This window comes from Corynebacterium sp. 74A, from assembly GCF_008930665.1.
GTDB lineage: Bacteria > Actinomycetota > Actinomycetes > Mycobacteriales > Mycobacteriaceae > Corynebacterium > Corynebacterium megadyptis.
This window is the reverse complement of the sequence record NZ_PQMG01000003.1, coordinates 16,107-41,154: the sequence shown is the minus strand read 5'-3', so window position 1 is coordinate 41,154 and position 25,048 is coordinate 16,107. Positions and strand designations below refer to the sequence as shown.

Here is a 25,048-nt window from a genome sequence, read left to right as displayed (position 1 = left end):
GAGTTGGCTCCCGACGTGGATAGCTAAAAGGGATACAACAGCATCATGGCGATATCGACTCGAGTGCCCCGACTGTGCGCATCGGGCCTGCTCATCGCAGCACTCACCGGATTCGGACTAGCCCCGCTCGGCCATGCCGAGGACACAGCAACACCCACCCCACCCAGCGACGGCGGCGACTGCATCTCCATCACTGACGACGGCACTGTCCGCGCTCCTGGGCCAGGCGACTGCGCTCGCTTCGGCACCGCGGGGCCGGGCCGGAGTGCGGAGACCGCCCGCAACGTGATCCTCATCGTGGGCGATGGCATGGATCAACAAACCATTACCGCAGCCCGGAATTATCTCAAGGGCGCGGGCGGACGGTTCGAGGGCATCGATAACCTGCCCGCCACCGGCACCTACACCCATCACTCCATTGACCGCGACGGCAGCTTCAACCTCGTCACAGACTCGGCCGCCTCCGCCACTGCGTGGACGAGCGGCACTAAAACTTATAACGGCGCCATCGGCGTGGACCTTGAGGGCGAGCCGGTGCCGAATATCGTCGAAATGGCCAAAAAAGCGGGCATGCGCACGGGCAATGTCACCACCTCGGAAATCCAGGATGCCACCCCAGCGGCGCTCGCGGCGCATGCGGTGGGGCGCAAGTGCTATGGGCCGGAAGAGGACAAGCACGAACGCTGCCAAGGAGGCGAGTACTCGGCGCAGTATCGCAACAATGGCGGATTGGGATCCATTTCGGAGCAGCTGGTGGAAACCCGCGCCGATATCACCCTCGGCGGCGGCATGGAATCCTTCCGCGAGATCGTGCAGGAGGGTGGCCCGGCGCGCACCCCCTATCTGGATAGCACGATGACCTGGCAGGAAGGCCGCAGCGTGCTTGATAACGCCACCGACGCCGGCTACACCGTCGTCACCACTGCCGAGGAGTTGGCCGCTGTAGAGCGGGCCTCACAGGAGGAGCCGGTGCTGGGGTTGTTCAACGACGGCAATCTCACCACCCGTTTCGCCCCCTCGACGGCCACCGTCGGTGGGGCGCAGAAGCCGCCCGAGACCTGTAGCGCCAATGACATCGGTAGTGAGCCCGAGTTGGCCGAGATGACCTCCACGGCCCTGCGGCTGCTGGACGATCCTGAGGCCGAGACCGGATTTTTTCTGCAGGTGGAATCCGCCAGCATTGATAAGCGCAATCACGCCGCCGATGCGTGCGGAATGATTGGTGAGGTCGAGCGCATCGACGAGGCTATCCAAGAAGCCCTCGACTTTGCCCGCGCCGATGGCAACACCTTGGTGTTGCTGGCTGCCGATCACGCCCATTCGGCGCAGATCATTCCCGATAGTGCGGAGTCGGTCAGCCCCGCGACCCGCTTGGCCACCAACGATGGAGTGGGCCAGGCCGTCGGCTATGGCACGCTGCCCTCAGAGGTGATCGAAGGGAAGGAGAAATTCTCCACCCAGCACAATGGTGCCGAGCTGCGCGTGGCTGCTTTCGGTCCAGGAGCAGAGAATGTGATCGGCACGATCGACCAAACAGACATGTTTTATGTGATGGCCAATGCGCTGCGCCTCGGCGATTGGGAGGTGGCTGAGTCCTCTCCGTTCCAGAGCATCGACCTGAAGAAGTCTGCCGAGGCACGCGATGATGTACGCGAGACGTGCTATCTCGTCACCGCCGATGGCGGCGCGCCCCAGCCGGGAGACTGCGCGCAGTATGGCAAGCAGGGGCACGGGCTGTCTACGGATAAGGCAAAGAATGTGGTGCTGATGATTTCTGATGGCACCGGTAATTCTGAGATCACCTCGGCCCGTAACTATCTCGTGGGCCCCTCGGGACGGCTGCCTGGCTATGACAACTTCGACTTCACCGGCAGTGCTACCACCTATGCGCTCTCCCGCAGCACCGGCCAACCGGATCTCGTTACCGACTCCGCGGCCTCTGGCTCGGCGTGGAATTCGGGGATCAAAACCTATAACGGCGCGGTGGGCGTGGATGTCACCGGCGTGCCGGTGCCCACCATGGCGGAGCTGGCCAAAGCCAAGGGCATGAAAATCGGCAATGTCACCACCGCTGAGGTCCAAGATGCCACCCCAGCAGCCTTCGCCACTCACGCCTTGAACCGCAAGTGCTATGGGCCGGAGAAGGAGAAGAACAATGAGAAATGTCAAGGCCCAGACATGGACTCGCAGTATCGAGAGAATGGCGGACTCGGGTCGATCTCGGAGCAGATCGTGGATCTGCGCGCCGATGTGACTCTTGGCGGCGGCCGCGAGGCCTTCGAGCAGATTGTGCAACGCGGCGGAATGTGGGCGGGCAACGACTGGACCGAAGGTAAGAGTGTGCTCGAGAACGCCGAAGCTCAGGGCTATCAGATTGTCAGCACCACCGAGGAGATGCAGCGGCTCAGCGACGCTCATACCGGCAGCCCGGTGCTGGGTCTGTTCGCACCTGGCAATCTGCCGCGACACTATGCCCAATCGATCCCCACCGAAGACGGCGCCATCGCCCCCGCCCAGCAGTGCAGTGCCAATAGCGAGCGCGGCCCGGAGATCCCATCGCTGGAGCAGATGACCACCACGGCTTTGGATTTATTGCGTAACGACGCCGGCTTCTTGCTGCAGGTTGAAGCCGCCTCGGTGGACAAGGCCGGCCACGACGCCGATGCCTGCGGCCAGTTCGGTGAATTCAGCGACTACGACGCCACCCTCGCCGCAGTCCGCGAATGGGTAAAGACCACCGGCGAGCCCACCTTGATCATCTCCACCACCGATCATGCCCACACCTCCCAGATCACCAACCCAGGGGCGATCACAGCTGGCCGCACCATCACCCTGGCCGGCACCACCCCAGGAGTGGAGATGACCATGAACTACGCCACCGCGCCCTCCAATGAGGATGACGTGGCGCTCGGCGGTCAGACCCACACCGGGGCGCAGATTCAGGTAGCCGCCTCTGGGCCTGGCGCACAGAACGTGGTGGGGCAGTTGGATCAAACAGATATTTTCTACGTGGCCGCCAATGCCCTCGAGCTCGACACGGATCCAGGTGTCATCGATCTCAGCCCGCAATGGGATAAACAGGCGCAGTACGACGCCACCTCCTCGAATACGCACACCGTGTGGTGGATTCTGGCCGGTGTGGCGGTGATCGTTGTGGTCGGCGGAATCGCTCTGTTCAGCAGTCGCTCCCGCACCTCCTAGGTCTCGCGGCTAGGGCGGTGGCGCGCCCTAGCCGCGCAGATACCTACACTGAATTTTCAGATCACTCTGCTGCGTAGTAGCCCCGTGGAAAGGACATCTACTCACCATGGCTCCGTGTGAGCATTCATCTCCGCCTCAGCAGGCCTGCTGCGCCACGATGCGCGAGACCAGCCCCGCACAGGGCCTTTCTACCGTGCTGGCCTCCACCATCGTGGTGCTGCTGAGCATCGTGTTGCTGGTATTGGCGATCACTGGGCAGCTCAACAACTATGTGCAGCCCTTCTTTCGGCCGATCATGATTCTCACCGGGCTGGCGCTTTTCGGTTTGGGAGTATGGTCCCTCGTGCGGGTGCGGCTCGACGCGGCCACCGCAGCGGGGGAGCACCCAGTACGCGCCACCTCGTGGGTGTTGCTTGTGCCCGTCCTACTCGCGGTGTTGAGCGCGCCGGACCCGTTAGGGGCGTCGATGTTGGGATCTGCGGCCGTGGGTGGGGCGTCGACAAGCATGGGGGATCCGCAGGCGCAACGCGCCCAACAACTGGTGCGGGTGGAGCGCAATCCCGATGGCACCATCGCCTTTCCCGAGCTGGCGCGCGATGACGTCAATGAGATCACGCTCGAGGATCTCGCCAACCGCTTCTACTTTGGCTCCAAAGAGGACCTCGATGGGGTGCAAGTCCGAGTGGTCGGCTTCGCCTCAGAAGGCGCGGAGGGAGACTGGTTTCTTGGGCGGTTCAAGATCTATTGCTGCGCGGCCGACGCCATTCCCTATCAAGTACGCCTAGAAGGCCTTGCGGAACCAGTTTCAGATCAGTGGTACGAGCTCAGCGGCACAGTAGACACCGCTGCCGACGAACAATGGCCGGTGCTGCGGGTGGAAGAAACTGAGCCGATCGATCAACCCAACCGCCCTTATCTCTAAGAAAGCAGGTGTGAGATGACCACGCACGCGCATCCCCCGCACACCGCGAGCGATCTGTCCCAGCGCAGGCACGGAACAGGGACGCGAAGCTGGTGGCTCATTCCCGTCGTTGCGGTAGCTCTGCTCGCCGTAGCGTTGCTGGTGGTACGCATCCGCGGGCCTATCCTGCCCATGAGCGGCGCAGTGGAATCCTGGGCCTCGATCACCGTGGCCATCACGCTGCAGGCCATGCCCTTCTTGGTGCTCGGCGTGATCGTGTCGGGGGCGATTTCGGCGTTTGTGTCTGATACTGCACTACGCACAATCACTCCGCGCAATGAATTTCTCGCCGTGCCCACCGTGGCCAGCTCCGGTCTGCTACTTCCGGGTTGTGAATGCGGCTCGGTTCCGGTGAGTGGGTCACTGATTCGGCGCGGGATTCCGCCTGCTGCAGCACTTGCGTTCATGCTCGCCGCGCCAGCGATCAATCCGGTGGTGCTCGTCTCTACCGCCGTGGCCTTCAATGGTTTTCCCCTCATGGTGTGGGCGCGGTTTCTCGCCTCGCTCGCCGCCGCGATCCTCGTGGGATGGATGTGGATCAGCATCAGGGGAGAGGAGCACATGGACATCGGCCGCGGCCACGACCACAGCCACGCGAAGAAACTGGACGTGTTTCGTGCCTCCGCACTGAGCGATCTGATGAACGCTGGGGGCTTCCTCGCTCTCGGCGCGATGGCCGCGGCACTGATCAAGGTGACTGTGCCGCGCTCCTGGTTCGAGACGATCAACGAGTACCCGCTCATGGCCGTCGCCGTGATGGCGGCGCTGGCGATCGTGCTCAGCCTCTGTTCTGAGGCTGATGCCTTTATCGCCGCCTCCTTCACCCATGTCTCGCCCACAGCGCAGCTCGTCTTTCTCGTGGTGGGCCCGATGGTGGATATTAAGCTCATCGCTATGCAATACGGCATGTGGGGCAAGGCCTTTGTGCTGCGTTTCGTGCCCTTCGCGCTGGCCTTTTCCATCCTCAGCGCGGTGATCGTCGGAGGTATTCTCTTCGGCGGACTATAGCGCCGCCGCCGTGCGCTGGAGCCACCTGCCGCTGCTGGGAGCCTCGCCACTCGGCAGCTGGACGCACCCGAATAGGCGGCCTGCCGTGGACGGTGTTATCGCGCCGTGTGCTCTGAGGCGTACTATTTTTGCTACACCACCACAATTGCCGCTGACGTATAAGGAGAGAATTCGACGTGTCTCGGATCTTCGATTGCTCCCAAGATGACAAGCGCGAGCTCGGTGTCCGCACCGCCGCAGCCGAGGTTGCGGAAGGAAAGCTTGTTGTTCTTCCTACCGATACCCTCTATGGCTTGGGATGCGATGCCTTCAATAATCAGGCGGTGAATCAGCTCCTCGCCACGAAGCGGCGGGGACCAGATATGCCGGTGCCGGTACTCATCGGAAGCTGGGACACAGTACGCGGCCTCGTTCACACCTATACGCCCAATGCACAACGCCTCGTGGAGGCCTTTTGGCCCGGCGGGCTGTCCATCGTGATCGAACAAGCACCGTCTTTGCTGTGGAACCTCGGCGATACCCGCGGCACCGTGATGCTTCGCATGCCGCTGCACCCCGTGGCCATCGAACTGCTGCGCGCAACCGGCCCGATGGCCGTATCCAGCGCCAATATCTCCGGACAGCCACCGGCCACCACCGTTGTCGACGCCAAGCAGCAGCTCGGCAACGCGGTGTCTACCTATCTCAACGGTGGGGAGTGCGCCATGGGTCAGCCCTCGAGCATCGTTGATCTCTCCGGAAACAAGACACGGCTGCTCCGCGAGGGCGCAATCTCTGCGGAACGGATCGCAGAGGTGCTGGAGATCGACCCAGAGCAGCTTCGCGCCCGCTAAAGTACACGAGGACGTACCGCTCACGTCGCCATCGCTCGGCGCGCGGTGATGCGGCAGTACGGCAGCATGCGGCGGCGTGTAGCATGCGGCGGCGCGCGAAAAGAAACCAATCGGCCCGTACCGGAGCCGCGGCCACCCCGCGAGTGCTGGCGGTGGCCTAAACTGCTGAGACGAAGAGTGTACAGGGTGTGGGGCCAATCTAAGGGGCCACGCTGCTGCGTAGTAGCAGTAGTGGATATGGCTTGAGGCGCTACATCTGGGTAGCACGAGAAGGAAAGGACAACACCATGGGCGCTGGTGGAGCGGGTGTTCCCCTGCGTGAGCTGGCGCTCATTTTGCTGGCGGCGTGCGCGGTCACCTATCTCACCACGGGCATCATTCGGCATGCGGTGGTGCGCGCCGGGCTGCTGGCCGATATCCGGGATCGGGATGTGCACACAATCCCGAAACCACAGCTCGGCGGGGTAGCGATGTTTACCGGGCTGGTGCTGGCGGTGGTGATGGCCTCCCAGCTGCCGGCGCTGACGCGTGGCTTTATGCCCATGACCCCCGAAATGCATGCGGTGTTTTGGGCGAGCATCGTGATTGTTGTGGTGGGTGTGATCGATGACATCTTCGAGCTCGACGCCGTCACTAAGCTCATCGGCCAGATTCTGGCCGCCATTGTGATGAGCGCTCTCGGGCTGTCGTGGACGTTGATCTATGTGCCTTTCGGCGAGGGCACCACCGTCATCCTTGACAGTGTCCAGTCCACGATCTTTACCACTGTGTTTACAGTGGCGTTGATTAATGCCATTAACTTCGTCGATGGCATCGATGGTCTCGCCGCAGGACTGGGCATGATCGCCGGGGCGGCCATTCTCGTATTCTCCCTGACGGTGCTGCACGATCAAGGCGGGGCTGTCTCGGCCTATCCACCGGCCATTATTGCCGCTGCCCTGGTGGGGGTGTGTGCCGGTTTCTTGCCGCATAACTTCGAGCCTTCCCGGATTTTCATGGGCGATACCGGAGCGATGCTCATCGGGCTGCTGCTTTCTGCCGCGGCCACCTCCGCCTCGGGCAAGATCAACATGAGCCTCTACGGCACCGAGGACATCGTCGCCCTGCTCAGCCCCTTCATCGTGGTAGCGGCAGCGATCTTCATCCCCGTGCTGGATCTGGTATTGGCGGTGGTGCGGCGCGTCTCCGCGGGGCGCTCGCCCTTTGCCGCCGACCGCAAGCACCTGCATCATCGCCTGCTCGACATCGGCCACACCCACCGCCGCGTGGTGCTCATTTTGTACACCTGGGTCTCGGTGGTTGCCTTCGGCGCTGTGGGGTTTACGGTGTTTCCGGCGCGCATCGCCGGCGTGATCTTCGGGGTGAGCGCCCTGCTCGCCGTGGTTCTCACGGTGCTGCCTTCGCTGCGCCGCGCGGCAGGTACTCGAGGCAGTGGGGAAGGGCGCCGTATGCGCCGCAGCTCGACCCCTGTGGCGCGGGGTTCCTAGCGGGGCGCTGCGCTTGTGCGTAGTGTGTACAATTTCCGCATTATGACTGAAAAAACCGCCTCCCAATACGATGATCCGCGGCGCCCCTTGGTGCGCGCCATGAAGATGGGCTCGCTGGCACTGGTGGCCGTGACGGTGGTGTCCTTGCTGCTGTGGTGGCTCATCCGCGATCTCCCCGGGGTGTGGGGCGTGCTCCTCGGCGCGGCTATTGGTGGCGGTTTCGTGTTGCTTACCGTGCTCAGCACCCTTCTTACCTCCCATACCTCCCCGGAAATGACGGGTGTGGTGGTACTGGGCGGCTGGCTCGTGAAGATCGTCGTGCTCATCATTGTGCTGTGGGCCCTGCGCGATTTGACGTTCTATGATCCGATTGCGCTCGTTGTGACCACGGTGGCGGCGCTGGTGATCGTGCTCGGCGCCGAGGTTTGGGCAATTATGACCACGAAGGTGACCACCATCAACTAGCTGCGATTGCGGGCGGATGCTTATCGACGCCTACTCGCTGCCCGCTCAGGGCGCTTTCGCCCGCGACAATCCCCTCTACTGGGGGATACCTCTGGGGCAGGTGGTGCATCTATTCACTCTGCTCAATAGTTATCGCGAGAACCTGTGCCGGAGGAGCCACCCCCATAACAGGGGCGAAAAGCCCCTGTGAGACAGCTTACAAGAGGGGAAAAATGCCCGCTACGCGCGGGTTTTTCTTGTGTCTGGGCGAGGGGTGGGCAAGGCCGTTTCATCTTTCGGGTGAACTTGAGACAAGCCTGATAATCTTATCGACGGGCAAACGCTCTCATGCGCTGTCCACAATTGGCCGTCACGAGATGTGCGACGGAGTCCGGTACGGCCAAAGAAAATCAGACGTCCATCGCACCGAAGCTGCTCTGTACAGGGCGTTTCGGCCCGAACACGGGAGAGAACGCTGAGCGTTACAACACTGTCCATGAAGGGTGAGTTCCATCCGCCCTCTCTGGAACACGAATTTTCCCCGGGTCCAATTTGGTTCGACGATACTTGGTTCGCAATCGACCGTCTGATGTTCGTCCGCCTGCTTATGGCGGTGCTGTTGGCGATCTTCTTCCTCGTGGCTATGCGCAACCCGAAGGTTGTTCCGCGTGGCCTCCAGAACGTAGCCGAGATGCTCCTTGACTTCGTTCGTATTCACATTTCGGAAGATATCTTGGGCAAGAAGGAGGGCCGCCGGTTCTTACCGGTCATTGCCACCATCTTCTTCCTTGTTCTGGCTATGAATATCCCCTCGATCATTCCTGGCCTCAACGTATCCCCGAACGCCAGAATCGGCATGCCGCTGGTCTTGGCAATTCTCGGATACATCGCCTTCGTCTATGCGGGTGCTAAGCGCTACGGATTCTTCAAGTACGTCAAGTCCTCTGTGGTGATTCCTAATCTCCCATGGCTGCTGCACTTCTTGGTGATCCCGCTGGAGTTCTTCTCCACCTTCGTGCTGCGCCCCGCAACCCTCACTCTGCGTCTTATGGCCAACATGTTGGCCGGTCACATCATCTTGGTGCTGCTGTTTTCTGCCACCAACTTCTTCTTCTGGCAGATGAATGGCTGGACCGCGCTGTCCGCAGTGACCCTATTCGCAGCGATTGCATTTACTCTGTTCGAGATGCTGGTCATTTTCCTGCAGGCGTATATCTTCGCCCTGCTGTCGGCCGTGTATATCGAACTCTCTCTGCACGCAGACGAACACTGACCCGCTGATTTCAGCGGACCAAAAAACCACACAATTCCAGGCTCAGTTAAGGAAGCGCTGAGCCCCTAGAAAGGGAACGACACATCATGAACGAAGTCATCCTCGCACAGGCCGCTAACGGTCTTGACGGCTCCATCGCCACCGTCGGCTACGGTCTCGCCACTATCGGTCCGGGCCTCGGCATCGGCATCCTCGTTGGTAAGGCCCTCGAGGGCATGGCTCGCCAGCCTGAGATGGCCGGCCAGCTGCGTACCACCATGTTCCTGGGCATCGCTTTCGTCGAGGCCCTCGCCCTCATCGGCTTGGTTGCCGGCTTCATCCTCTAAGACGAACAGACACGAAAGCACTAAAGACTCATGACGAACGTCTATACCTACTTAGCAGCCGGTGAGGAGGAGTTGCCCATGGAGGGACACTTCTCCGTGCTGTTGCCTGCTAACTACGACCTCGTCTGGTCCTTTGTTTCGCTCATCGTAATCCTGTTCCTCTTCTGGAAGTTCGTACTTCCGAAGTTCCAAGAGGTCCTGGCCGAGCGTGAGGACCGGATCAAGGGCGGCATTCAACGCGCCGAGGCCGCACAGGCTGAGGCAAAGGCCGCGCTGGAAAAGTACAACGCGCAGCTTTCTGAGGCCCGCGCCGAAGCACAGCAGATCCGCGAAGAAGCCCGCGAAAAGGGCAAGAAGATCGTGGACGAGATGAAGGCCGAGGCCACCGAAGAGAGCAACCGCATTATTGAGTCCGGAGAGAAGCAGCTTCTTGCCCAGCGCGAGCAGGTTGTTTCTGAACTGCGTTCCGAGATGGGACAGAACTCGATCAACCTTGCTGAGCGTTTGCTCGGGGAGCAACTCTCCGATAACGTCAAGCGTTCTGGCACGATCGATAACTTCTTGTCCTCGCTCGACAGCGTGGCTCCGGCAGGAAAGTGAGCGATATGCACGCAGCGAGCCGCGAGGCGCTAAACCAAGCGTTCGGATATGTTGACCGCGTGGCCAACAGCTCCGATAACGCAGTAGCAGTTGCCGCTCAGACGGGCACCGAGTTGTTCGACATCGTCGATGCCCTGGATGTTGACCGCGGCCTGCGTGTGGCAGCAGCCGATACAGCCGCTCCGGCCGACGCTCGCGCCGGCCTGATGAAGACGGTGTTTGGGGGCAAGGTCTCTGAGACCGCCCTTGGCGTGCTGTGCGACATTGTGAAGCTCAACTGGTCCAACCCGCGCGAAATGCGCACCGGACTTGTTGAGGTTGGACGACGCTTCCTGTTCCGCTCCGCACAGGAGCAGGGTCAGCTGAAGCAGGTGGAAGGCGAGCTCTTCCGACTGAGCCGCATCCTGGAAGATGAGCCCGAACTGACTCATCTTCTCAGCGACCGGACCCAACCTGCATCTCGGAAGCGTGAGCTGTTTGCCAAGGTTCTCTACGGCAAGGTCACCGCGGTGACCGAGGCGCTTGCATTGCAAGCCGTTGGTCGCCCAGAGAAGAACCCGATCGATGATCTGGCTTCTCTCGTTGACTCCGCTGCAGAGGTCTCTGGCCGCTCAGTTGCCCATGTCGTTGCTGCATCAGAGCTCAACTCCACGCAGGAGCAGGCACTAGCGGACAAACTGGGACGTATTTACGGTCGTGCGATGAACGTCCATACCGAGGTTGATACCAGCCTCCTCGGTGGAGTGATCATCCGCGTCGGTGATGAAGTGATCGACGGCTCTACCAAGGGCAAGATCGAAAGAATGCGCCGCGCATTCGCCTAAACCCGCATCGCGGGTCACAGGCACTACGCACTGACACGACTACATTTTTGGACAACATGCTGGACGAAACAACCGAGAGCAGGAAGAACATGGCGGAGCTGACGATCTCCTCCGATGAGATCCGTAGCGCGATTGCTAGCTACACCTCGAGCTACTCCCCGGAGGCCTCCCGCGAGGAGGTCGGCGTGGTCATTTCGGCAGCTGACGGTATTGCCCAGGTTTCGGGGCTGCCGTCGGTGATGGCGAATGAGCTGCTCGAGTTCCCTGGCGGCGTGATTGGCGTCGCTCAGAACCTTGACACTGACCGCGTCGGCGTCGTGGTTTTGGGTAACTACGAGACTCTTAAAGAGGGCGACGAAGTAAAGCGGACCGGAGAGGTCCTTTCGATTCCGGTTGGGGATGACTTCCTCGGCCGCGTTATCAACCCCCTAGGCCAGCCCATCGACGGCCTGGGCGAAATTGCATCGCAAGAAGAGCGTGCACTGGAGCTGCAGGCACCGTCCGTGCTGCAGCGCCAGCCGGTCGAAGAGCCGATGCAAACCGGCATCAAGGCAATCGACGCAATGACCCCGATTGGTCGCGGTCAGCGTCAGTTGATCATTGGTGACCGCAAGACCGGTAAGACCGCGGTCTGCATCGATACCATTCTGAACCAGAAGGCCAACTGGGACAGCGGCGACCCGCAGAAGCAGGTCCGTTGTATCTATGTGGCCATCGGCCAGAAGGGCTCGACCATTGCTGGAGTCCGCGAGACTCTGCGCGAGCACGGTGCACTGGATTACACCACCATCGTGGCGGCCCCGGCCTCCGATGCTGCAGGCTTCAAGTGGCTGGCTCCCTTCTCGGGTGCCGCTCTGGGCCAGCACTGGATGTACCAGGGCAAGCACGTGTTGGTAATCTACGATGACCTCACCAAGCAGGCTGAGGCGTATCGAGCGATCTCCCTGCTGCTGCGCCGTCCTCCGGGACGCGAGGCTTACCCCGGTGACGTGTTCTACCTGCACTCCCGTCTGCTGGAGCGCGCTGCGAAGCTCTCCGACGACATGGGTGCCGGTTCGCTCACCGCTTTGCCGATCATCGAGACCAAGGCGAACGACGTGTCCGCCTTCATCCCGACCAACGTGATCTCCATCACCGACGGTCAGGTCTTCCTCGAGTCCGACTTGTTCAACCAGGGTGTCCGCCCCGCTATTAACGTGGGTATCTCGGTCTCCCGTGTGGGTGGTGCCGCTCAGACCAAGGGCATGAAGAAGGTCTCCGGTAACCTGCGTCTGGATCTGGCCGCATACCGCGACCTAGAGGCATTCGCTGCCTTTGCTTCGGATCTGGATTCCGCTTCCAAGCGTCAGCTCGAGCGCGGACAGCGCCTCGTGGAGCTGCTGAAGCAGGCAGAGAACAACCCGATGAGCGTGGAGGACCAGATGGTGTCCATCCACCTCGCGAACGAAGGCGTCTTTGACTCCGTTCCCGTTGAAGACGTCCGTCGTTTCGAGTCTGAGCTGCACGAGCACCTGCATGCATTTGCCGGTGACGTGTTCGAGCAGATTAAGGGTGGCGTTCCCTTCTCTGATGAGTCCAAGGATCAGCTGCGCCAAGAAGCCGATAACTTCGCGGCCAGCTTCCAGGCCTCGGACGGAACCCCGATTATCAATGAGCCGGAAGTTGATGCACTCGACGAGACGGAAGTCAGCAAGAGCAAGATTTCCGTGTCCAAGAAAGCTGCTAAGAAGTAAGCAGTGATGCACACAATGACCGTCCAAGGAAAAGAAGGGAGGCGATGATTCATGGCTAATCTTCGCGAGCTTCGCGACCGCATCAGGTCAGTGAACTCCACTAAGAAGATCACTAAAGCTCAAGAAATGATCGCCACCTCGCGAATCACCAAGGCCCAAGCACGGGTTGAGGCCTCGCAGCCGTATGCGGTCGAGTTGCACCGTGTGATCAACAAGCTGGCATCCGCCAGCTCCCTGGATCATCCGATGCTGCACGAGCGTGAAAATGGCAAGCGTGCCGCCGTGTTGGTGGTTTCGAGTGACCGAGGAATGGCCGGTGGCTACAACCACAACGTGTTCAAGAAGGCAGCGGAGCTGACGCGCATGCTGGAGGATCGCGGTTACGAAACGGTGCGCTATGTCACCGGTAACAAGGGTGTTGGCTACTACAGTTTCCGAGGCGAAGAATTTGCGGGTGCGTGGACTGGTTTCTCGCAAGACCCGTCATGGAAAGAAACGCACGACGTGCGTCGTCACCTGATCGATGGCTTCCTAGCCAGCTCCGAGGGCTACACCAAGCCCCGTGAGGGCTTGAAGAGCGATGGGGGCGAGGGCGTTCAGGGCTTCGACCAGGTCCACGTTGTCTACACCAAGTTTGAGTCGATGCTGACCCAGACCGCCGCTGTGCAGCAGGTGCTGCCCATCGAGCCGGTTCTGGAAACTGAGGAGTTCGACTCCGAGGACTCCATCCTGACTCAACACCAGGGTGTTGCAGCGGACTACCTTTTCGAGCCCGACGCAGACACTCTTCTGGCAGAGCTTTTGCCAAAGTATGTCTCGCGCACCGTGTACGCCCTGTTCCTGGAGGCCGCTGCGGCAGAATCCGCTTCCCGCCGCACCGCCATGAAGTCCGCTACGGACAATGCAACCGAGCTGGTCAATGACCTCTCCCGCGTTGCCAACCAGGCTCGACAGGCTCAAATTACGCAGGAAATCACAGAGATCGTCGGTGGCGCGGGAGCGCTCGCCGAAAGCGGAGAAAGTGACTAAATTATGTCTACAGCTCTACAAGAGCACGATGCTCAGACCGCAATTGCCGGTCGAGTAGTTCGTGTCATTGGGCCGGTTGTCGACGTGGAATTCCCCCGCGGCGCTCTTCCGGCACTCTTCAACGCCATGACAGTCGAGGTCACCCTCGAAGCAGTGGCAAAGACCATTACCCTCGAGGTCGCTCAGCACTTGGGCGATAACCTCGTGCGCGCCATCTCCATGGCCCCCACCGACGGCCTCGTCCGCGGTGCAGAGGTCAAGGACACCGGCAAACCGATTTCGGTACCCGTGGGCGACGTCGTCAAGGGCCACGTGTTCAACGCCCTCGGTGACTGCCTCGACGAGCCGGGTCTCGGCCGCGACGGCGAGCAGTGGGGCATCCACCGCGAGCCTCCGGCCTTCGACCAACTCGAGGGTAAGACCGAGATCCTCGAAACCGGCATCAAGGTGATTGACCTTCTTACCCCCTACGTTAAGGGTGGCAAGATCGGTCTATTCGGTGGTGCAGGTGTGGGCAAGACCGTGCTCATCCAGGAGATGATCACCCGTATCGCCCGCGAGTTCTCCGGTACCTCGGTGTTCGCCGGCGTCGGTGAGCGTACCCGTGAGGGTACGGACCTCCACCTCGAGATGGAGGAGATGGGGGTGTTGCAAGATACCGCGCTTGTCTTCGGCCAGATGGATGAGCCGCCAGGAGTGCGTATGCGCGTGGCTCTGTCCGGTCTGACCATGGCGGAGTACTTCCGCGATGTCCAGCACCAGGACGTGCTGCTGTTCATCGACAACATTTTCCGTTTCACTCAGGCTGGCTCTGAGGTGTCCACCCTGCTGGGTCGTATGCCTTCGGCCGTGGGCTACCAGCCCACCCTGGCTGACGAGATGGGTGTCCTGCAGGAGCGCATTACCTCCACCAAGGGCAAGTCCATTACCTCGCTGCAGGCCGTGTACGTCCCCGCGGACGACTACACCGACCCCGCCCCGGCCACCACCTTCGCCCACCTCGACGCCACCACCGAGCTTGACCGTGGTATCGCATCGAAGGGTATTTACCCGGCCGTGAACCCGCTGACCTCTACCTCTCGTATCCTCGAGCCCGGTATCGTCGGCGAGCGTCACTACGCAGTGGCGCAGCGCGTGATCGGTATTCTGCAGAAGAACAAGGAGCTGCAGGACATCATCGCCATCCTCGGTATGGATGAGCTCGGTGAGGAAGACAAGATCACGGTGCAGCGTGCCCGTCGTATCGAGCGCTTCCTGGGCCAAAACTTCTTCGTTGCTGAGAAGTTCACCGGTCTGCCCGGCTCCTACGTGCCGCTGGAGGACACCATCGACGCGTTCGAGCGCATCTGCAACGGCGAGTTCGACCACTATCCGGAGCAGGCCTTCAACGGTCTTGGCGGGCTGGACGACGTCGAGGCTGCCTACAAGAAGATCCAAGCGGAAGGTTAAGGGCTAAGCTATGGCTGACATCGCCGCAGAACTGGTCTCCGTGGAACGCGTGCTGTGGTCCGGTCGGGCCACCATCGTCACCGCGCAGACCATCGAAGGTGAAATCGGCGTGTTGCCAGGGCACGAGCCTATGCTCGCTCAGCTCGTCGAAAACGGCGTGGTGACTCTGACCGCGACAGACGGCCAGAAGAAGGTCGCCGCCTGCCAGGGCGGCTTCCTCTCCGTCACCCCGGAGAAGGTCACCGTGCTGGCCGACTATGCAACGTGGGCCGACGAGGTGGATTCTTCCGCCGCTGAGTCCGCATTGGCCTCGGGCGACGCTGTGGAGAAGGCTCGGGCAGAAGCCGAGCTGAAGGCAGTTCGTCGCCACGCGGGCTAAAGCCCCAAGGCTGACACGCTACTGAACAAAGGCGCTATCCCAGACAGGGATGGCGCCTTTTTCTCGTGCTCTACGGATCTCGCTAAAGCGCCTCTCGTGCCACACTCAGCGTCTCTCAGCAGACATCAGAGGAGATGCCAGCGAGATGGCGTCGAAAAGCGCAGGTAGAGGTAATAATGAAGAAGATGATCTGCAATGGATGTAGACTGGGAATAATTTCCGAGTCTCTGAGTACCTGATGCGCGGCGGGAGAGTGGCAATGGAAGTGCGAGTGATCGCCAGTCTGATTATTGCGGCAGCCGGAGTGGCGGCCCTCCTCGTTCTGTGGCGATTTTTTACGCTGCGATCCCAGGGCACCCCCGTGATTATGCGGCGGCTGCCCGCCGAAGGAGTGCATGGCTGGCGTCACGGAATGCTCCGCTATCGCGGCATGGTGCTCTATTACTACAAGGTGCGCTCCCTTTTGCCTTCCCCGAATATGGTGTTCAGTCGGTCCGATACCCAGGTGGTATCCCGGCGCCGGATCACCACGGGGGAGGCTTCTTTTATGGAGCCGAACCTCTCCATCCTCGAGCTGGATATCGCCGGCCAGCACTACGAAGTAGCCTTGGACGCGCACGGCGAGATGGCGCTGACCGCCTGGATCGAAGCGGCGCCGTCACGGCAGCGCGTGCGCACCAATCTGCGGGCCGCACGCTCGTATTTTCGCGAAAGCCAGGGGCATCAATAGCGCTCTGGCCCCATCGCTGACTCTGTTAATGTAGTCAGAATGCGTCTTGTGATTGCTCGTTGTTCCGTTGATTATGTGGGTCGGCTCGAGGCCCATCTTCCCACCGCCGACCGGCTGTTGATGATCAAAGCCGACGGCTCCGTGTCCATCCACGCCGATGACCGCGCCTATAAGCCGCTGAACTGGATGACACCTCCCTGCACGCTCACCGAACAGGCCATCGACGATGCCGACAAGGCCGAGGCTGGGGTGCGGCTGTGGGTGGTGGAAAACTCCAAAGGTGAGCAACTACGCATCACAGTCGAGGCCATTCACTCCGAATTGGAATACGACCTCGGCGAGGACCCAGGCTTGGAAAAAGACGGGGTGGAGCAGCACCTGCAGGAGCTCTTGGCCGAACACATCACCACCTTGGGGCCTGGCTATACCCTCATTCGCCGCGAGTATTTCACCGCGATCGGGCCGGTGGATATTCTTTGCCGCGACGAAAAAGGCCAGACCGTCGCGGTCGAGATCAAGCGGCGCGGGGAAATCGATGGCGTGGAACAGCTCACCCGCTACGTGGAACTACTTAACCGCGACGAGCTGCTGAAACCGGTACGAGGCATCTTTGCCGCCCAGAAGATCAAACCCCAGGCACGCACCCTTGCCGAAGATCGCGGGTTCTCCTGCGTAGTCCTCGACTATAACGAGCTGCGCGGGCTCGAATCCGACGAGCTGCGCTTGTTCTGAGCAGGGAAAAGGCGGGTAGGCGGCGTCGATAAGCGGCGGTGCTACTACGCAGCAGAGTGGCAGTGGATCAACCGCAGATACACGGGAGGTAAGTGTCGTGCCGCGGAGGAATCGCAGAAACACCACGGGCCGCTATGCCCGGCGGCCGTTGCCGCGCGATGGCAGCGGTTATTGGGGGACCCGAGTGGAGGAGGGGCCGAGCTATAGCTTCGGTCGGGATTATTATGTGCGCGAGATGGGCGGGCCATCCGCGGTGAAGGACTATGTGTGCCCAGGCTGTCAGGGGCCGATCTACGCGGGCACGGCGCACATTGTGGCGTGGCCTAAAGACACGATGCGCGGTGCCGCTGATCGTCGTCATTGGCACCGCGCATGTTGGGCGCGGCGGTAGGGGCCGCGCCTTAAGGGAGGGGGAGTTACTTCACCGGCTCAGTGAGCTCGAGAAGCACGCCGCCGGCATCCTTCGGGTGAACGAAGTTGATGCGGGCGCCGCCGGTGCCCTGCTTCGGTGCATCGTAGAGTAGGCGCACGCCCTGGTTGCGCAGGTGCTCGCAGAGGGCGTCCATGTTGTTGGTGCGCAGACACATCTGCTGCAGGCCGGGGCCCTTCTTATCGATGAACTTCGCGATGGTGGACTGCTCGTTCAGCGGGGCGAGGAGCTGAATCATGCCGTCGGTGGCGGACATGTTCTTCGGGCCGATCATGGCCTCGTGCACGCCCTGTTCTTCATTGACTTCGTCGTGGTGGTTCACCCAGCCGAATGCGGAGCGGTAGAACTCCACGGCGGCGTCGAAGTCGGGAACAGCGATACCCACGTGGTCCAAGCAGACGACGTACTCGTGGGGAATCTCAATGCCAGAAATGTCATTACTCATGCTCCCCACTTTAAGCCACTTAGCAGCGGCTGTGGGGCAGAAGGTGGCCGTGACAACTGAGAGAAACCACACTGTGACACAACACGAGCGCGTGTCGCTTATCGACGCCGCCCGCTGCCACCACACTCATTGCTGGTTGCAGCGCGGCCGAAAACGCACAGCTAGGATGTGTGCCATGTTAATTGCCTTTTCTGTAGCACCTACCGTCACTCCCACGACGGACGCCGAGATGTCCGAGGCTGTTGCTGAGGCGGTGCGCGTTGTGCGTGCCTCCGGCCTGCCGTGTGAAACCAATGCCATGTTCACCCTCGTCGAGGGCGACTGGGATGAGGTGATGGACGTGGTCAAGCGCGCCACGGAGGCGGTGATGGAGGTGAGTCCTCGGGTGTCGCTGGTGTTGAAGGCCGATATCCGGCCCGGCTACAGCGACCGGCTGAAGGGCAAAGTAGCATCGCTAGAAAAGCACCTGAGTGAGGATGCGGCCGAACTCACGGTAGACGACACTACGCAGAACTAAGGAGCACCATGGCTGAGAACGCACCTGAACGATTTGTTGCTGGAGCTATTGATCTGGGGGAGGTGAAATCCCGCGCAGAGGCGAAGAGCAACGCCCATAGCCGCGATGGTGGACAGACCGTGGCACCGGTGGTGGATGTCACCGAGCAGAATATTAAGTCCGAGGTGCTGGAGCGCTCCATGCAGGTGCCGGTGGTGGTGCATATCGGTACCCAGCGCTCGCCCGAGTCCGCGGAGATGCACACCGTGTTGAGCCGTCTCGCCAATACGCAGGAGCAGATTAGCTGGATCTATGCCTATCTGGATGCCGATAGCACCCCGCAGCTCGCCCAGGCGCTGGGCGTGCAGGGCTTGCCGACCGTGCTGGCACTCGCCCAAGGCCAACCAATAACCGACTTTCAGGGCGGCCAGCCCGAGGAGGCGCTGCAGCAGTGGACCGCCGCCGTGGTGGGCGCTGTCGCCGGCAAACTCGAGGGATTGCCGGGCGAGGAGCCGGAGGAGGATCCGCGTATCGCTCAGGTGCGTAGTCTCCTTGACGCCACAGAGCCTGATCTCGACCAGGCGCTGCCGATCCTCGAGGAGGCCCTGGCCGAACGCCCGGAGGATCCGGAGCTGGTGCAGCTGTCTAAGCGTGCCGAGGTAATCCAGCGTGCCCGTGCAAGCGAGGCTGCCGTGGACGATGAGGGGGATGCGGCGCAGGGTGCCGTCGATAAGCACTACGCAGCAGCGGATGCACTGATCGCGCACGGGCGTGTGGAGGAGGCCTTCGACGGGCTCATCGCGGCGATCACCCAGGCCGAGGGTGAGGAAAAGGCGGCCCTCAAGGACCGCCTCATCGAGCTTTTTGGCATGTACGAGACCACTGACCCGCGCGTGTTGGCGGCGCGGGGCAAGCTGGCCTCGGCGCTGTACTAGCGCTCGCTATCCAGCCGGTACCACTGCGCGGACAGCGCCGGGATGTGCAGCGTCGTGGAGTAGGGGTAGCCATCCCAGGCGCTGTCGGTGGCATCGAAGCCGCTTCCGATATCGTTGCCCGCGCCCTCATAGGCGCCGGCATCGGTGTTGAGGAGCAGCGACCATCGTCCGGCCTCCGGCACGCCGAGGGTATAGGCCTGCTGGGAGGAGCCACCGAAGTTGAATACGCAGAGCAGCTTCTCGCCCTTGTCGCCGGTGCGGTAGAAGGCGAGGATGTTATTGTCCGCGTCGTCGGACTTGGCCCACTGGAAACCGGCGGGGTCGCTATCGAGCGAATAGAGCGCCGGTAGCTCCTTGTAGTTGGAGTTGAGATCGCGCACCAGCTGGTGCACGCCGCGATGGTATTCGCCTTCCCAGCCCTCCATGTTTCCCCAATCGATGGAGCGGTTTTCATTCCACTCCTGCACCTGGGCAAACTCCTGGCCCTGGAAGAGCAGGTTCTTGCCTGGGTGCGCCCACATGTAGGCGAGCAGGGTGCGTACGCCGGCGGCCTTGTTCCAGGGATCGCCCGGCATCCGGGTCCACAGGGTGCCCTTGCCGTGCACCACCTCGTCGTGGGAGATGGGCAGCACGTAGCGCTCCGAGTAGGCGTAGACCATCGAGAAAGTGATCTCGTTGTGGTGGTACTTGCGATGGATTGGGTCCTGCGCAAAGTACTCGAGGGTGTCATTCATCCAGCCCATGTTCCACTTCAGGGAGAAGCCGAGGCCGTCGTTGTAGGTCGGGGCGGTTACGCCCGGCCAGGAGGTGGACTCCTCCGCAATGGTGAGCACGCCGGGGAAGGTGCTGGCCACGGTGGCGTTGACTTCCTGCAGCAGCTGCTTGGCCTCGAGGTTTTCCCGGCCGCCGAACTGGTTGGGCAGCCACTCGCCCTCATCGCGGGAGTAATCCAGATACAGCATGGAGGCCACCGCGTCCACGCGCAGACCGTCAATGTGGAACTCCTTGCACCAATACAGCGCATTGGCGACGAGGAAGTTGCGCACCTCGGTGCGGCCGAAGTCGAACACATAGGTGCCCCAATCTCGCTGCTCGCCGCGGCGCCAGTCGGGGTGCTCGTAGAGAGCCTCGCCATCGAAGCGGGCGAGGGCGAACTCATCCTTGGGGAAGTGCGCCGGCACCCAGTCCACGATCACGCCGATACCGCGGGCGTGGAAGGCATCCACGAGGGCACGGAATTGATCGGGGGTGCCCCAGCGCGACGTTGGTGCGTAGTAGCCCGAGACCTGATAGCCCCACGAGCCGCCGAAGGGGTGCTCCGCCACCGGCAGGAACTCCACGTGGGTGTAGCCCATGTGATCGACATAGTCCACCAGCTCCACGGCGAGATCCTCGTAGGTGCGCCCCTGCTTCCACGACCCGAGATGCACCTCGTAGACGCTCATCGGCTCGGTCTGAGCATTGGAGCGCGCCCGCTTGGTGATCCAGGCATCGTCTTTCCACTCATAGGTGGATTCGGTGATGATCGACCCCGTCGCTGGAGGCACCTCCGCCTGACGAGCCATGGGATCGGCCTTATCGCGGCGGTAGCCCTCCTTGGTCTGGATGGCGTACTTATATACCTCGCCCACGCCGACGTTGGGGATAAACACCTCCCAGACACCCGAGGACCCGAGCGAACGCATCGGATACTGGGCCGGGTTCCACCCGGAGAAACTTCCCACCACAGCGACACCGATCGCGTTCGGCGCCCACACCGCAAAGGAGGTGCCGACCACCGGGCCCATCTCCGTGTCGATGGTGCGCACATGCGAGCCCAGCACCTCCCAGAGCCGCTCATGACGGCCCTCACCAATCAGGTACAGGTCCGTCTCGCCGAGCGTGGGCAGGAAGTGGTAGCCATCAGCGACAGTGATCGGATCCATCCCCGGCCACGTGACGCGCAGGCGATAGTCAATCGGCTCCGAGGACTCGAGCAGCATGGCGAAAATGCCATCCGTGGTGTGCACCGCCTCGTGGGTGCCGCCATCAGCAGTGAGGATCTCCACCTTCTCCGCGCCGGGCTGGCGGGTGCGGATCACCGCGCCGCTCGGGGTGGCGTGCCAGCCGTAGAAAGCATGGGGGTCGTGGTGCTGGCAATACCGCAGACGCTGCAAGTCGTGGTCGGGGATGCCGAGGGTGGGATCGTGAGGATCGAAGGGCATGGGGTGAGCTTTCTGTCGGATGGTCGGGTGTCTGAGCTACTACGCAGAAGAGTACGCGGTGTAGCGGATCGGTCTGAGAGCTATCGTGTCTGCGGCCGGATAGGCGGTGGGCACGTGCCCTTGCAAGGTGGCGCACGGCGCTGTGGGCTGGGGTGGAGCGGATGCTACGAAGGGGGAGGGGCATTAAGAAGCGGCGGTTCTCAGCGGCGCGAGCCGCTTATCGACGCCGTCTCGCTGCCACCCGCACTCTGATGCGTAGTGCTACCCGCCGCAGTCGGTGCCGCGCCGGGCATCGCAGCTGCCAGCCCTCAGTGCCGACGGTGGGACTAGAGGCGGTAGTCCTCGATGGTGCGCCACGCCAGTGCTTCGCGCCGGGCAGGGGGTACGTCGGGCAGCACGAAGATGTGCGCGACGTTCTCCCAGGGCTTGAGATTGACGTAGTTGGCGGCGCTCCAGGTGTAGCGGTTGCCGGTGATCTGGTCGGTGACCTCGAACTCGGCATCCCAGTCCTGGCCGATGGCCTCCATGTTGAGGTGTACGGTCGCTGCGTGCTCGTTCCACGGGTCGAGATTGACGATTACCAGCACGGTGTTCCCGGTGAGAGCGTCCACCTTGGAGTAGGCGATCATCTGGTCGGAGTCGATGTCGTGGAAGTGGATGGAGCGCAGCTGCTGCAGGGCGGGCTGCTCGTGGCGAATCCGGTTGAGGGTGGTGATATAGGGCTCGAGGGAGTCGCCATTGCGCAGTGCGGCCTCGAAGTCGCGGGGGCGCAGCTCGTATTTCTCGGAGTCCATATACTCTTCGCTGCCAGGGGCCACGGCCTCGCCTTCGTAGAGCTCGAAGCCGGAGTACATGCCCCACAGCGGGGAGAGGGTGGTGGCTAGGGTGGCGCGGATAGCGAAGGCGCCGCGGCCGCCTTCCTGCAAGGAGGCGTGGAGAATGTCGGGAGTATTGACAAAGAGATTGGGCCGCGAGATATCGGCCATGCGGGCAATCTCTTGGCCGAACTCGGTGAGTTCCTGCTTGGAGGTCTGCCAGGTGAAGTAGGTGTAGCTCTGCGAGAACCCTGCCTTGGCCAGGCCGTAGAGGCGCGGGCGGCGGGTGAAGGCCTCGGCGAGGAAGATCACCTCGGGGTTGGTTTCATGCACGGTGGCGATGAGCCACTCCCAGAAGTTGGTGGGCTTGGTGTGCGGGTTGTCTACGCGGAAGGTGGTCACGCCTCGTTTAATCCAGAACTTCACCACGCGCAGGACTTCGTCGTAGATGCCCTGTTGATCGTTGTCGAAGTTGAGCGGGTAGATGTCCTGGTACTTCTTGGGCGGGTTTTCCGCATAGGCGATGGTGCCGTCCGGCAGGACGGTAAACCACTCGGGATGATCCTTAGCCCAGGGGTGATCGGGGGCGCATTGCAGCGCCAAGTCGAGGGCGATTTCGAGGTCCAGTTCCTTGGCGCGGGCGACGAGGGCATCGAAGTCCTCGAGGGTGCCGAGCTGGGGGTGGACGGCGTCATGGCCGCCGTCGCTGGAGCCGATGGCCCAGGGCGAGCCCACATCGTTCGGCTCGGTCACCAGGGTGTTGTTGCGGCCCTTGCGGTTGATCTCACCGATGGGGTGGATCGGCGGGAAGTAGACGGTATCAAAGCCCATGGCCTTAATCCGCGGCAGTTGCTCCGCGGTGCTGGCGAAGGTGCCGTGCACGGGGGCGCCGGAGTCATCCCAGCCGCCGGTGGAACGAGGGAAGAGCTCATACCACGAGCTGACCAGTGCCTTGCGGCGCATGACCTCGACCTTGTGGGTGCGGCCGCGGGTGAGTAGCTCGCGCAGCGGGTGCAGGTCCAAGATGCCGAGGATGTCCTTCGAGAGTGCGGGCGCGACGCGGGCGCGGACCTCGGCGTCGGAGCGCAGCGTGGCGGCGACGTCGAGAAGCTGCTGCTGATAGGTCTTCGGCGCTTTCTTGGCGGCGCGCTCGAATAGCTGGGCGCCGGTCTCCAGATCGTTGGCCAGCTCGGCCGCGGACTGGCCGGCGTGGATTTTCGCGGTGACCGCGTGGCGCCAGGTGGCCATGGGATCGGACCAGGCGTCCACGCGGAAGCTCCACTGGCCCGGCACATCGGGCACGAAGATCGCGTGGTGCTCGTCCTGGTCGAAGGCATCGGCGCTCATCGGGATGCGCTTCATCTTCGGAGCCACGGAGGACTCTTTGGGTCCTTTAACGTTGAGGGTGGCGGAAATAGCATCATGCCCCTCGCGCCAGACGAGGGCGAAGACGGGAACGACCTCACCAACGACGGCCTTGGAGGGGCAACGATTCCCTGAGATGTACGGGCGGACGTCATCAATACCGAGTCTGCCAGTCACAATAGACACCACTTTCTCTCGCTCCGCGCCGCCTGAAAAGGGCTCGAGCGCGGGGCAGTTTTATATAGACGATTTTGTATAGACGATGCGACGTTGAACCCCAAGTCTACTGGCTTAGAAGGGGAATTACAGGGTGCTGCTTTTGGTATTTTGACCACAGTTATAGGTGATAGTGACCAGTGCTCGCCCCGCGCTCAATCGATCCCGCCACGCGCCACCGCAGCCGCTGGGGCACTGCTGGGGCGCAGCTAGGGCGCCGCAGGGGGAGGCCAGGGTGTGGCTCGCCCACAGCACTGCATTTTTCCGCCATGATGGAGGCTATGAGTTCCTCGCCTGTAGCCCCCACGGATCCGGACCTGCTGATCGATTTTCGCGATATTTCCTTCGTGCGCGATGGTCGCGCCCTCCTGGGCGATATCACCTGGCAGGTGGAGCTGGACGAGCGCTGGGTGGTGATCGGCCCGAACGGTGCGGGCAAGACCACCCTGTTCCGCCTGGCCGCCGCAGAAGCCTTCCCCACCAGTGGTGTGGCCTTTCTCATGGGCGAGCAAGTGGGCAAGACCGATATGCGTGATCTGCGCACCATGATCGGCATGACCTCCTCGGCGATCGGCACCCGCATCCCCGAGGATGAAAAGGTGGCGGATCTGGTGATCTCTGCCGGCTACGCCATTCTCGGCCGCTGGCGCGAGGCCTATGAGGAAATGGACTTCGAGCACGCCATCGACACCCTCGAGCAGGTGGGCGCCCTGCATCTGCGGGATCGCACCTGGGGAACGCTCAGCGAGGGCGAGAAGAAGCGGGTGCTCATCGCCCGCGCCTTGATGACCAATCCCGAGCTGTTGCTTCTCGACGAACCGGGCGCAGGCCTGGACCTCGGCGGCCGAGAGGACCTCGTGGGCTATCTCGGCGATCTCGCCATGGACCCCGATGCGCCGGCCACGGTGATGATCACCCACCACGTGGAGGAAATCCCCCGCGGTTTCACCCACGCACTGCTTCTCGACGAGGGCGGCATCGTCGCCCAGGGTCTCATTGATGATGTCCTCACCAGTGAGAACCTCACCACCACCTTCCACCAGCAGATCACCCTAGATCGCATCGACGGCCGCTATTTCGCCCGTCGCTCCCGCACCGGTGGGGCGCACCGCGCCCCGCGTTCCTAGGGCTAC

General features: G+C 61.9%; 23 protein-coding genes. 20 read left to right on the top strand and 3 right to left on the bottom strand.

Annotation, left to right across the window (positions count from 1 at the left end; translation table 11 throughout):
* Positions 1 to 45 precede the first annotated feature (45 nt).
* The 17 genes from GBB11_RS05270 to GBB11_RS10915 all read left to right on the top strand — a co-directional run bounded on the left by GBB11_RS05270 (position 46) and on the right by GBB11_RS10915 (position 17,400).
* Positions 46 to 3,201, top strand: coding sequence for an alkaline phosphatase (locus GBB11_RS05270; protein WP_151549062.1), 3,156 nt, complete (start codon positions 46 to 48; stop codon positions 3,199 to 3,201).
* A 106-nt stretch (positions 3,202 to 3,307) separates the two neighbouring features.
* On the top strand, positions 3,308 to 4,123 hold the full coding sequence (locus tag GBB11_RS05265; RefSeq protein WP_151549061.1) for a TIGR03943 family protein: 816 nt from the start codon (positions 3,308 to 3,310) through the stop codon (positions 4,121 to 4,123).
* Between the two features lie 15 nt (positions 4,124 to 4,138).
* Positions 4,139 to 5,170 (top strand): permease, encoded by a 1,032-nt coding sequence (locus GBB11_RS05260; RefSeq protein WP_225979129.1) that lies wholly within the window; start codon positions 4,139 to 4,141, stop codon positions 5,168 to 5,170.
* Positions 5,171 to 5,346: 176 nt separating this feature from the next.
* Positions 5,347 to 6,003 (top strand): L-threonylcarbamoyladenylate synthase, encoded by a 657-nt coding sequence (locus tag GBB11_RS05255; RefSeq protein ID WP_151549060.1) that lies wholly within the window; start codon positions 5,347 to 5,349, stop codon positions 6,001 to 6,003.
* Between the two features lie 287 nt (positions 6,004 to 6,290).
* Positions 6,291 to 7,490: an MraY family glycosyltransferase gene (locus tag GBB11_RS05250; RefSeq protein ID WP_151549059.1), complete on the top strand. Its 1,200-nt coding sequence runs from the start codon at positions 6,291 to 6,293 to the stop codon at positions 7,488 to 7,490.
* Positions 7,491 to 7,532: 42 nt separating this feature from the next.
* Positions 7,533 to 7,955, top strand: a complete 423-nt coding sequence (locus GBB11_RS05245) for a hypothetical protein (protein ID WP_151529956.1) — start codon at positions 7,533 to 7,535, stop codon at positions 7,953 to 7,955.
* A gap of 475 nt (positions 7,956 to 8,430) precedes the next feature.
* Positions 8,431 to 9,207: a F0F1 ATP synthase subunit A gene (gene atpB, locus GBB11_RS05240; RefSeq protein WP_151549058.1), complete on the top strand. Its 777-nt coding sequence runs from the start codon at positions 8,431 to 8,433 to the stop codon at positions 9,205 to 9,207.
* Positions 9,208 to 9,293: 86 nt separating this feature from the next.
* Positions 9,294 to 9,533 carry an ATP synthase F0 subunit C gene (locus tag GBB11_RS05235; protein ID WP_018019996.1) on the top strand — a complete coding sequence of 80 codons (240 nt, stop codon included), beginning with the start codon at positions 9,294 to 9,296 and terminating at the stop codon, positions 9,531 to 9,533.
* 30 nt (positions 9,534 to 9,563) lie between these two features.
* A complete protein-coding gene (locus GBB11_RS05230; protein WP_151549057.1) occupies positions 9,564 to 10,133 on the top strand; it encodes a F0F1 ATP synthase subunit B in 570 nt (189 codons plus the stop codon).
* A gap of 5 nt (positions 10,134 to 10,138) precedes the next feature.
* Positions 10,139 to 10,957 (top strand): F0F1 ATP synthase subunit delta, encoded by an 819-nt coding sequence (locus tag GBB11_RS05225; RefSeq protein ID WP_151549351.1) that lies wholly within the window; start codon positions 10,139 to 10,141, stop codon positions 10,955 to 10,957.
* 56 nt (positions 10,958 to 11,013) lie between these two features.
* Positions 11,014 to 12,690, top strand: coding sequence for a F0F1 ATP synthase subunit alpha (gene atpA, locus GBB11_RS05220; RefSeq protein WP_192795993.1), 1,677 nt, complete (start codon positions 11,014 to 11,016; stop codon positions 12,688 to 12,690).
* A 51-nt stretch (positions 12,691 to 12,741) separates the two neighbouring features.
* Complete coding sequence (locus tag GBB11_RS05215) at positions 12,742 to 13,719, top strand: F0F1 ATP synthase subunit gamma (RefSeq protein WP_151549056.1); 978 nt, start codon at positions 12,742 to 12,744, stop codon at positions 13,717 to 13,719.
* A 3-nt stretch (positions 13,720 to 13,722) separates the two neighbouring features.
* On the top strand, positions 13,723 to 15,168 hold the full coding sequence (gene atpD, locus GBB11_RS05210) for a F0F1 ATP synthase subunit beta (protein WP_151549055.1): 1,446 nt from the start codon (positions 13,723 to 13,725) through the stop codon (positions 15,166 to 15,168).
* A gap of 10 nt (positions 15,169 to 15,178) precedes the next feature.
* Positions 15,179 to 15,547 (top strand): F0F1 ATP synthase subunit epsilon, encoded by a 369-nt coding sequence (locus GBB11_RS05205; RefSeq protein WP_151549054.1) that lies wholly within the window; start codon positions 15,179 to 15,181, stop codon positions 15,545 to 15,547.
* Positions 15,548 to 15,818: 271 nt separating this feature from the next.
* Positions 15,819 to 16,277, top strand: coding sequence for a DUF2550 domain-containing protein (locus GBB11_RS05200; RefSeq protein WP_225979127.1), 459 nt, complete (start codon positions 15,819 to 15,821; stop codon positions 16,275 to 16,277).
* Positions 16,278 to 16,316: 39 nt separating this feature from the next.
* Positions 16,317 to 17,009: an endonuclease NucS gene (gene nucS / locus GBB11_RS05195; RefSeq protein WP_151529964.1), complete on the top strand. Its 693-nt coding sequence runs from the start codon at positions 16,317 to 16,319 to the stop codon at positions 17,007 to 17,009.
* 97 nt (positions 17,010 to 17,106) lie between these two features.
* Positions 17,107 to 17,400 carry a hypothetical protein gene (locus GBB11_RS10915; RefSeq protein WP_192796161.1) on the top strand — a complete coding sequence of 98 codons (294 nt, stop codon included), beginning with the start codon at positions 17,107 to 17,109 and terminating at the stop codon, positions 17,398 to 17,400.
* A gap of 25 nt (positions 17,401 to 17,425) precedes the next feature.
* On the opposite strand, the gene mce is transcribed toward GBB11_RS10915, so the two are convergent.
* A complete protein-coding gene (gene mce, locus GBB11_RS05185; RefSeq protein ID WP_151549052.1) occupies positions 17,426 to 17,884 on the bottom strand; it encodes a methylmalonyl-CoA epimerase in 459 nt (152 codons plus the stop codon).
* 175 nt (positions 17,885 to 18,059) lie between these two features.
* On the opposite strand from mce, the gene GBB11_RS05180 reads away from it, so the two are divergent.
* Positions 18,060 to 18,401: a thiamine-binding protein gene (locus tag GBB11_RS05180; protein ID WP_151549051.1), complete on the top strand. Its 342-nt coding sequence runs from the start codon at positions 18,060 to 18,062 to the stop codon at positions 18,399 to 18,401.
* An 8-nt stretch (positions 18,402 to 18,409) separates the two neighbouring features.
* Entirely contained in the window at positions 18,410 to 19,315 is a 906-nt protein-coding gene (locus tag GBB11_RS05175; protein WP_151549050.1) for a tetratricopeptide repeat protein, read from the top strand.
* Here GBB11_RS05175 and glgB read toward each other — a convergent pair.
* Both glgB and GBB11_RS05165 read right to left on the bottom strand, forming a co-directional pair.
* The gene (glgB, locus tag GBB11_RS05170; protein WP_151549049.1) at positions 19,312 to 21,519 is read right to left on the bottom strand and encodes a 1,4-alpha-glucan branching protein GlgB; all 2,208 of its coding nucleotides are present in this window, start codon (positions 21,517 to 21,519) and stop codon (positions 19,312 to 19,314) included. The two genes, GBB11_RS05175 and glgB, sit on opposite strands and share 4 nt — an antisense overlap.
* 326 nt (positions 21,520 to 21,845) lie before the next feature.
* The gene (locus GBB11_RS05165) at positions 21,846 to 23,876 is read right to left on the bottom strand and encodes an alpha-1,4-glucan--maltose-1-phosphate maltosyltransferase (protein WP_151549048.1); all 2,031 of its coding nucleotides are present in this window, start codon (positions 23,874 to 23,876) and stop codon (positions 21,846 to 21,848) included.
* Positions 23,877 to 24,184: 308 nt separating this feature from the next.
* On the opposite strand from GBB11_RS05165, the gene GBB11_RS05160 reads away from it, so the two are divergent.
* On the top strand, positions 24,185 to 25,042 hold the full coding sequence (locus tag GBB11_RS05160) for an ABC transporter ATP-binding protein (protein WP_151549047.1): 858 nt from the start codon (positions 24,185 to 24,187) through the stop codon (positions 25,040 to 25,042).
* The last annotated feature ends 6 nt before the right edge of the window (positions 25,043 to 25,048 follow it).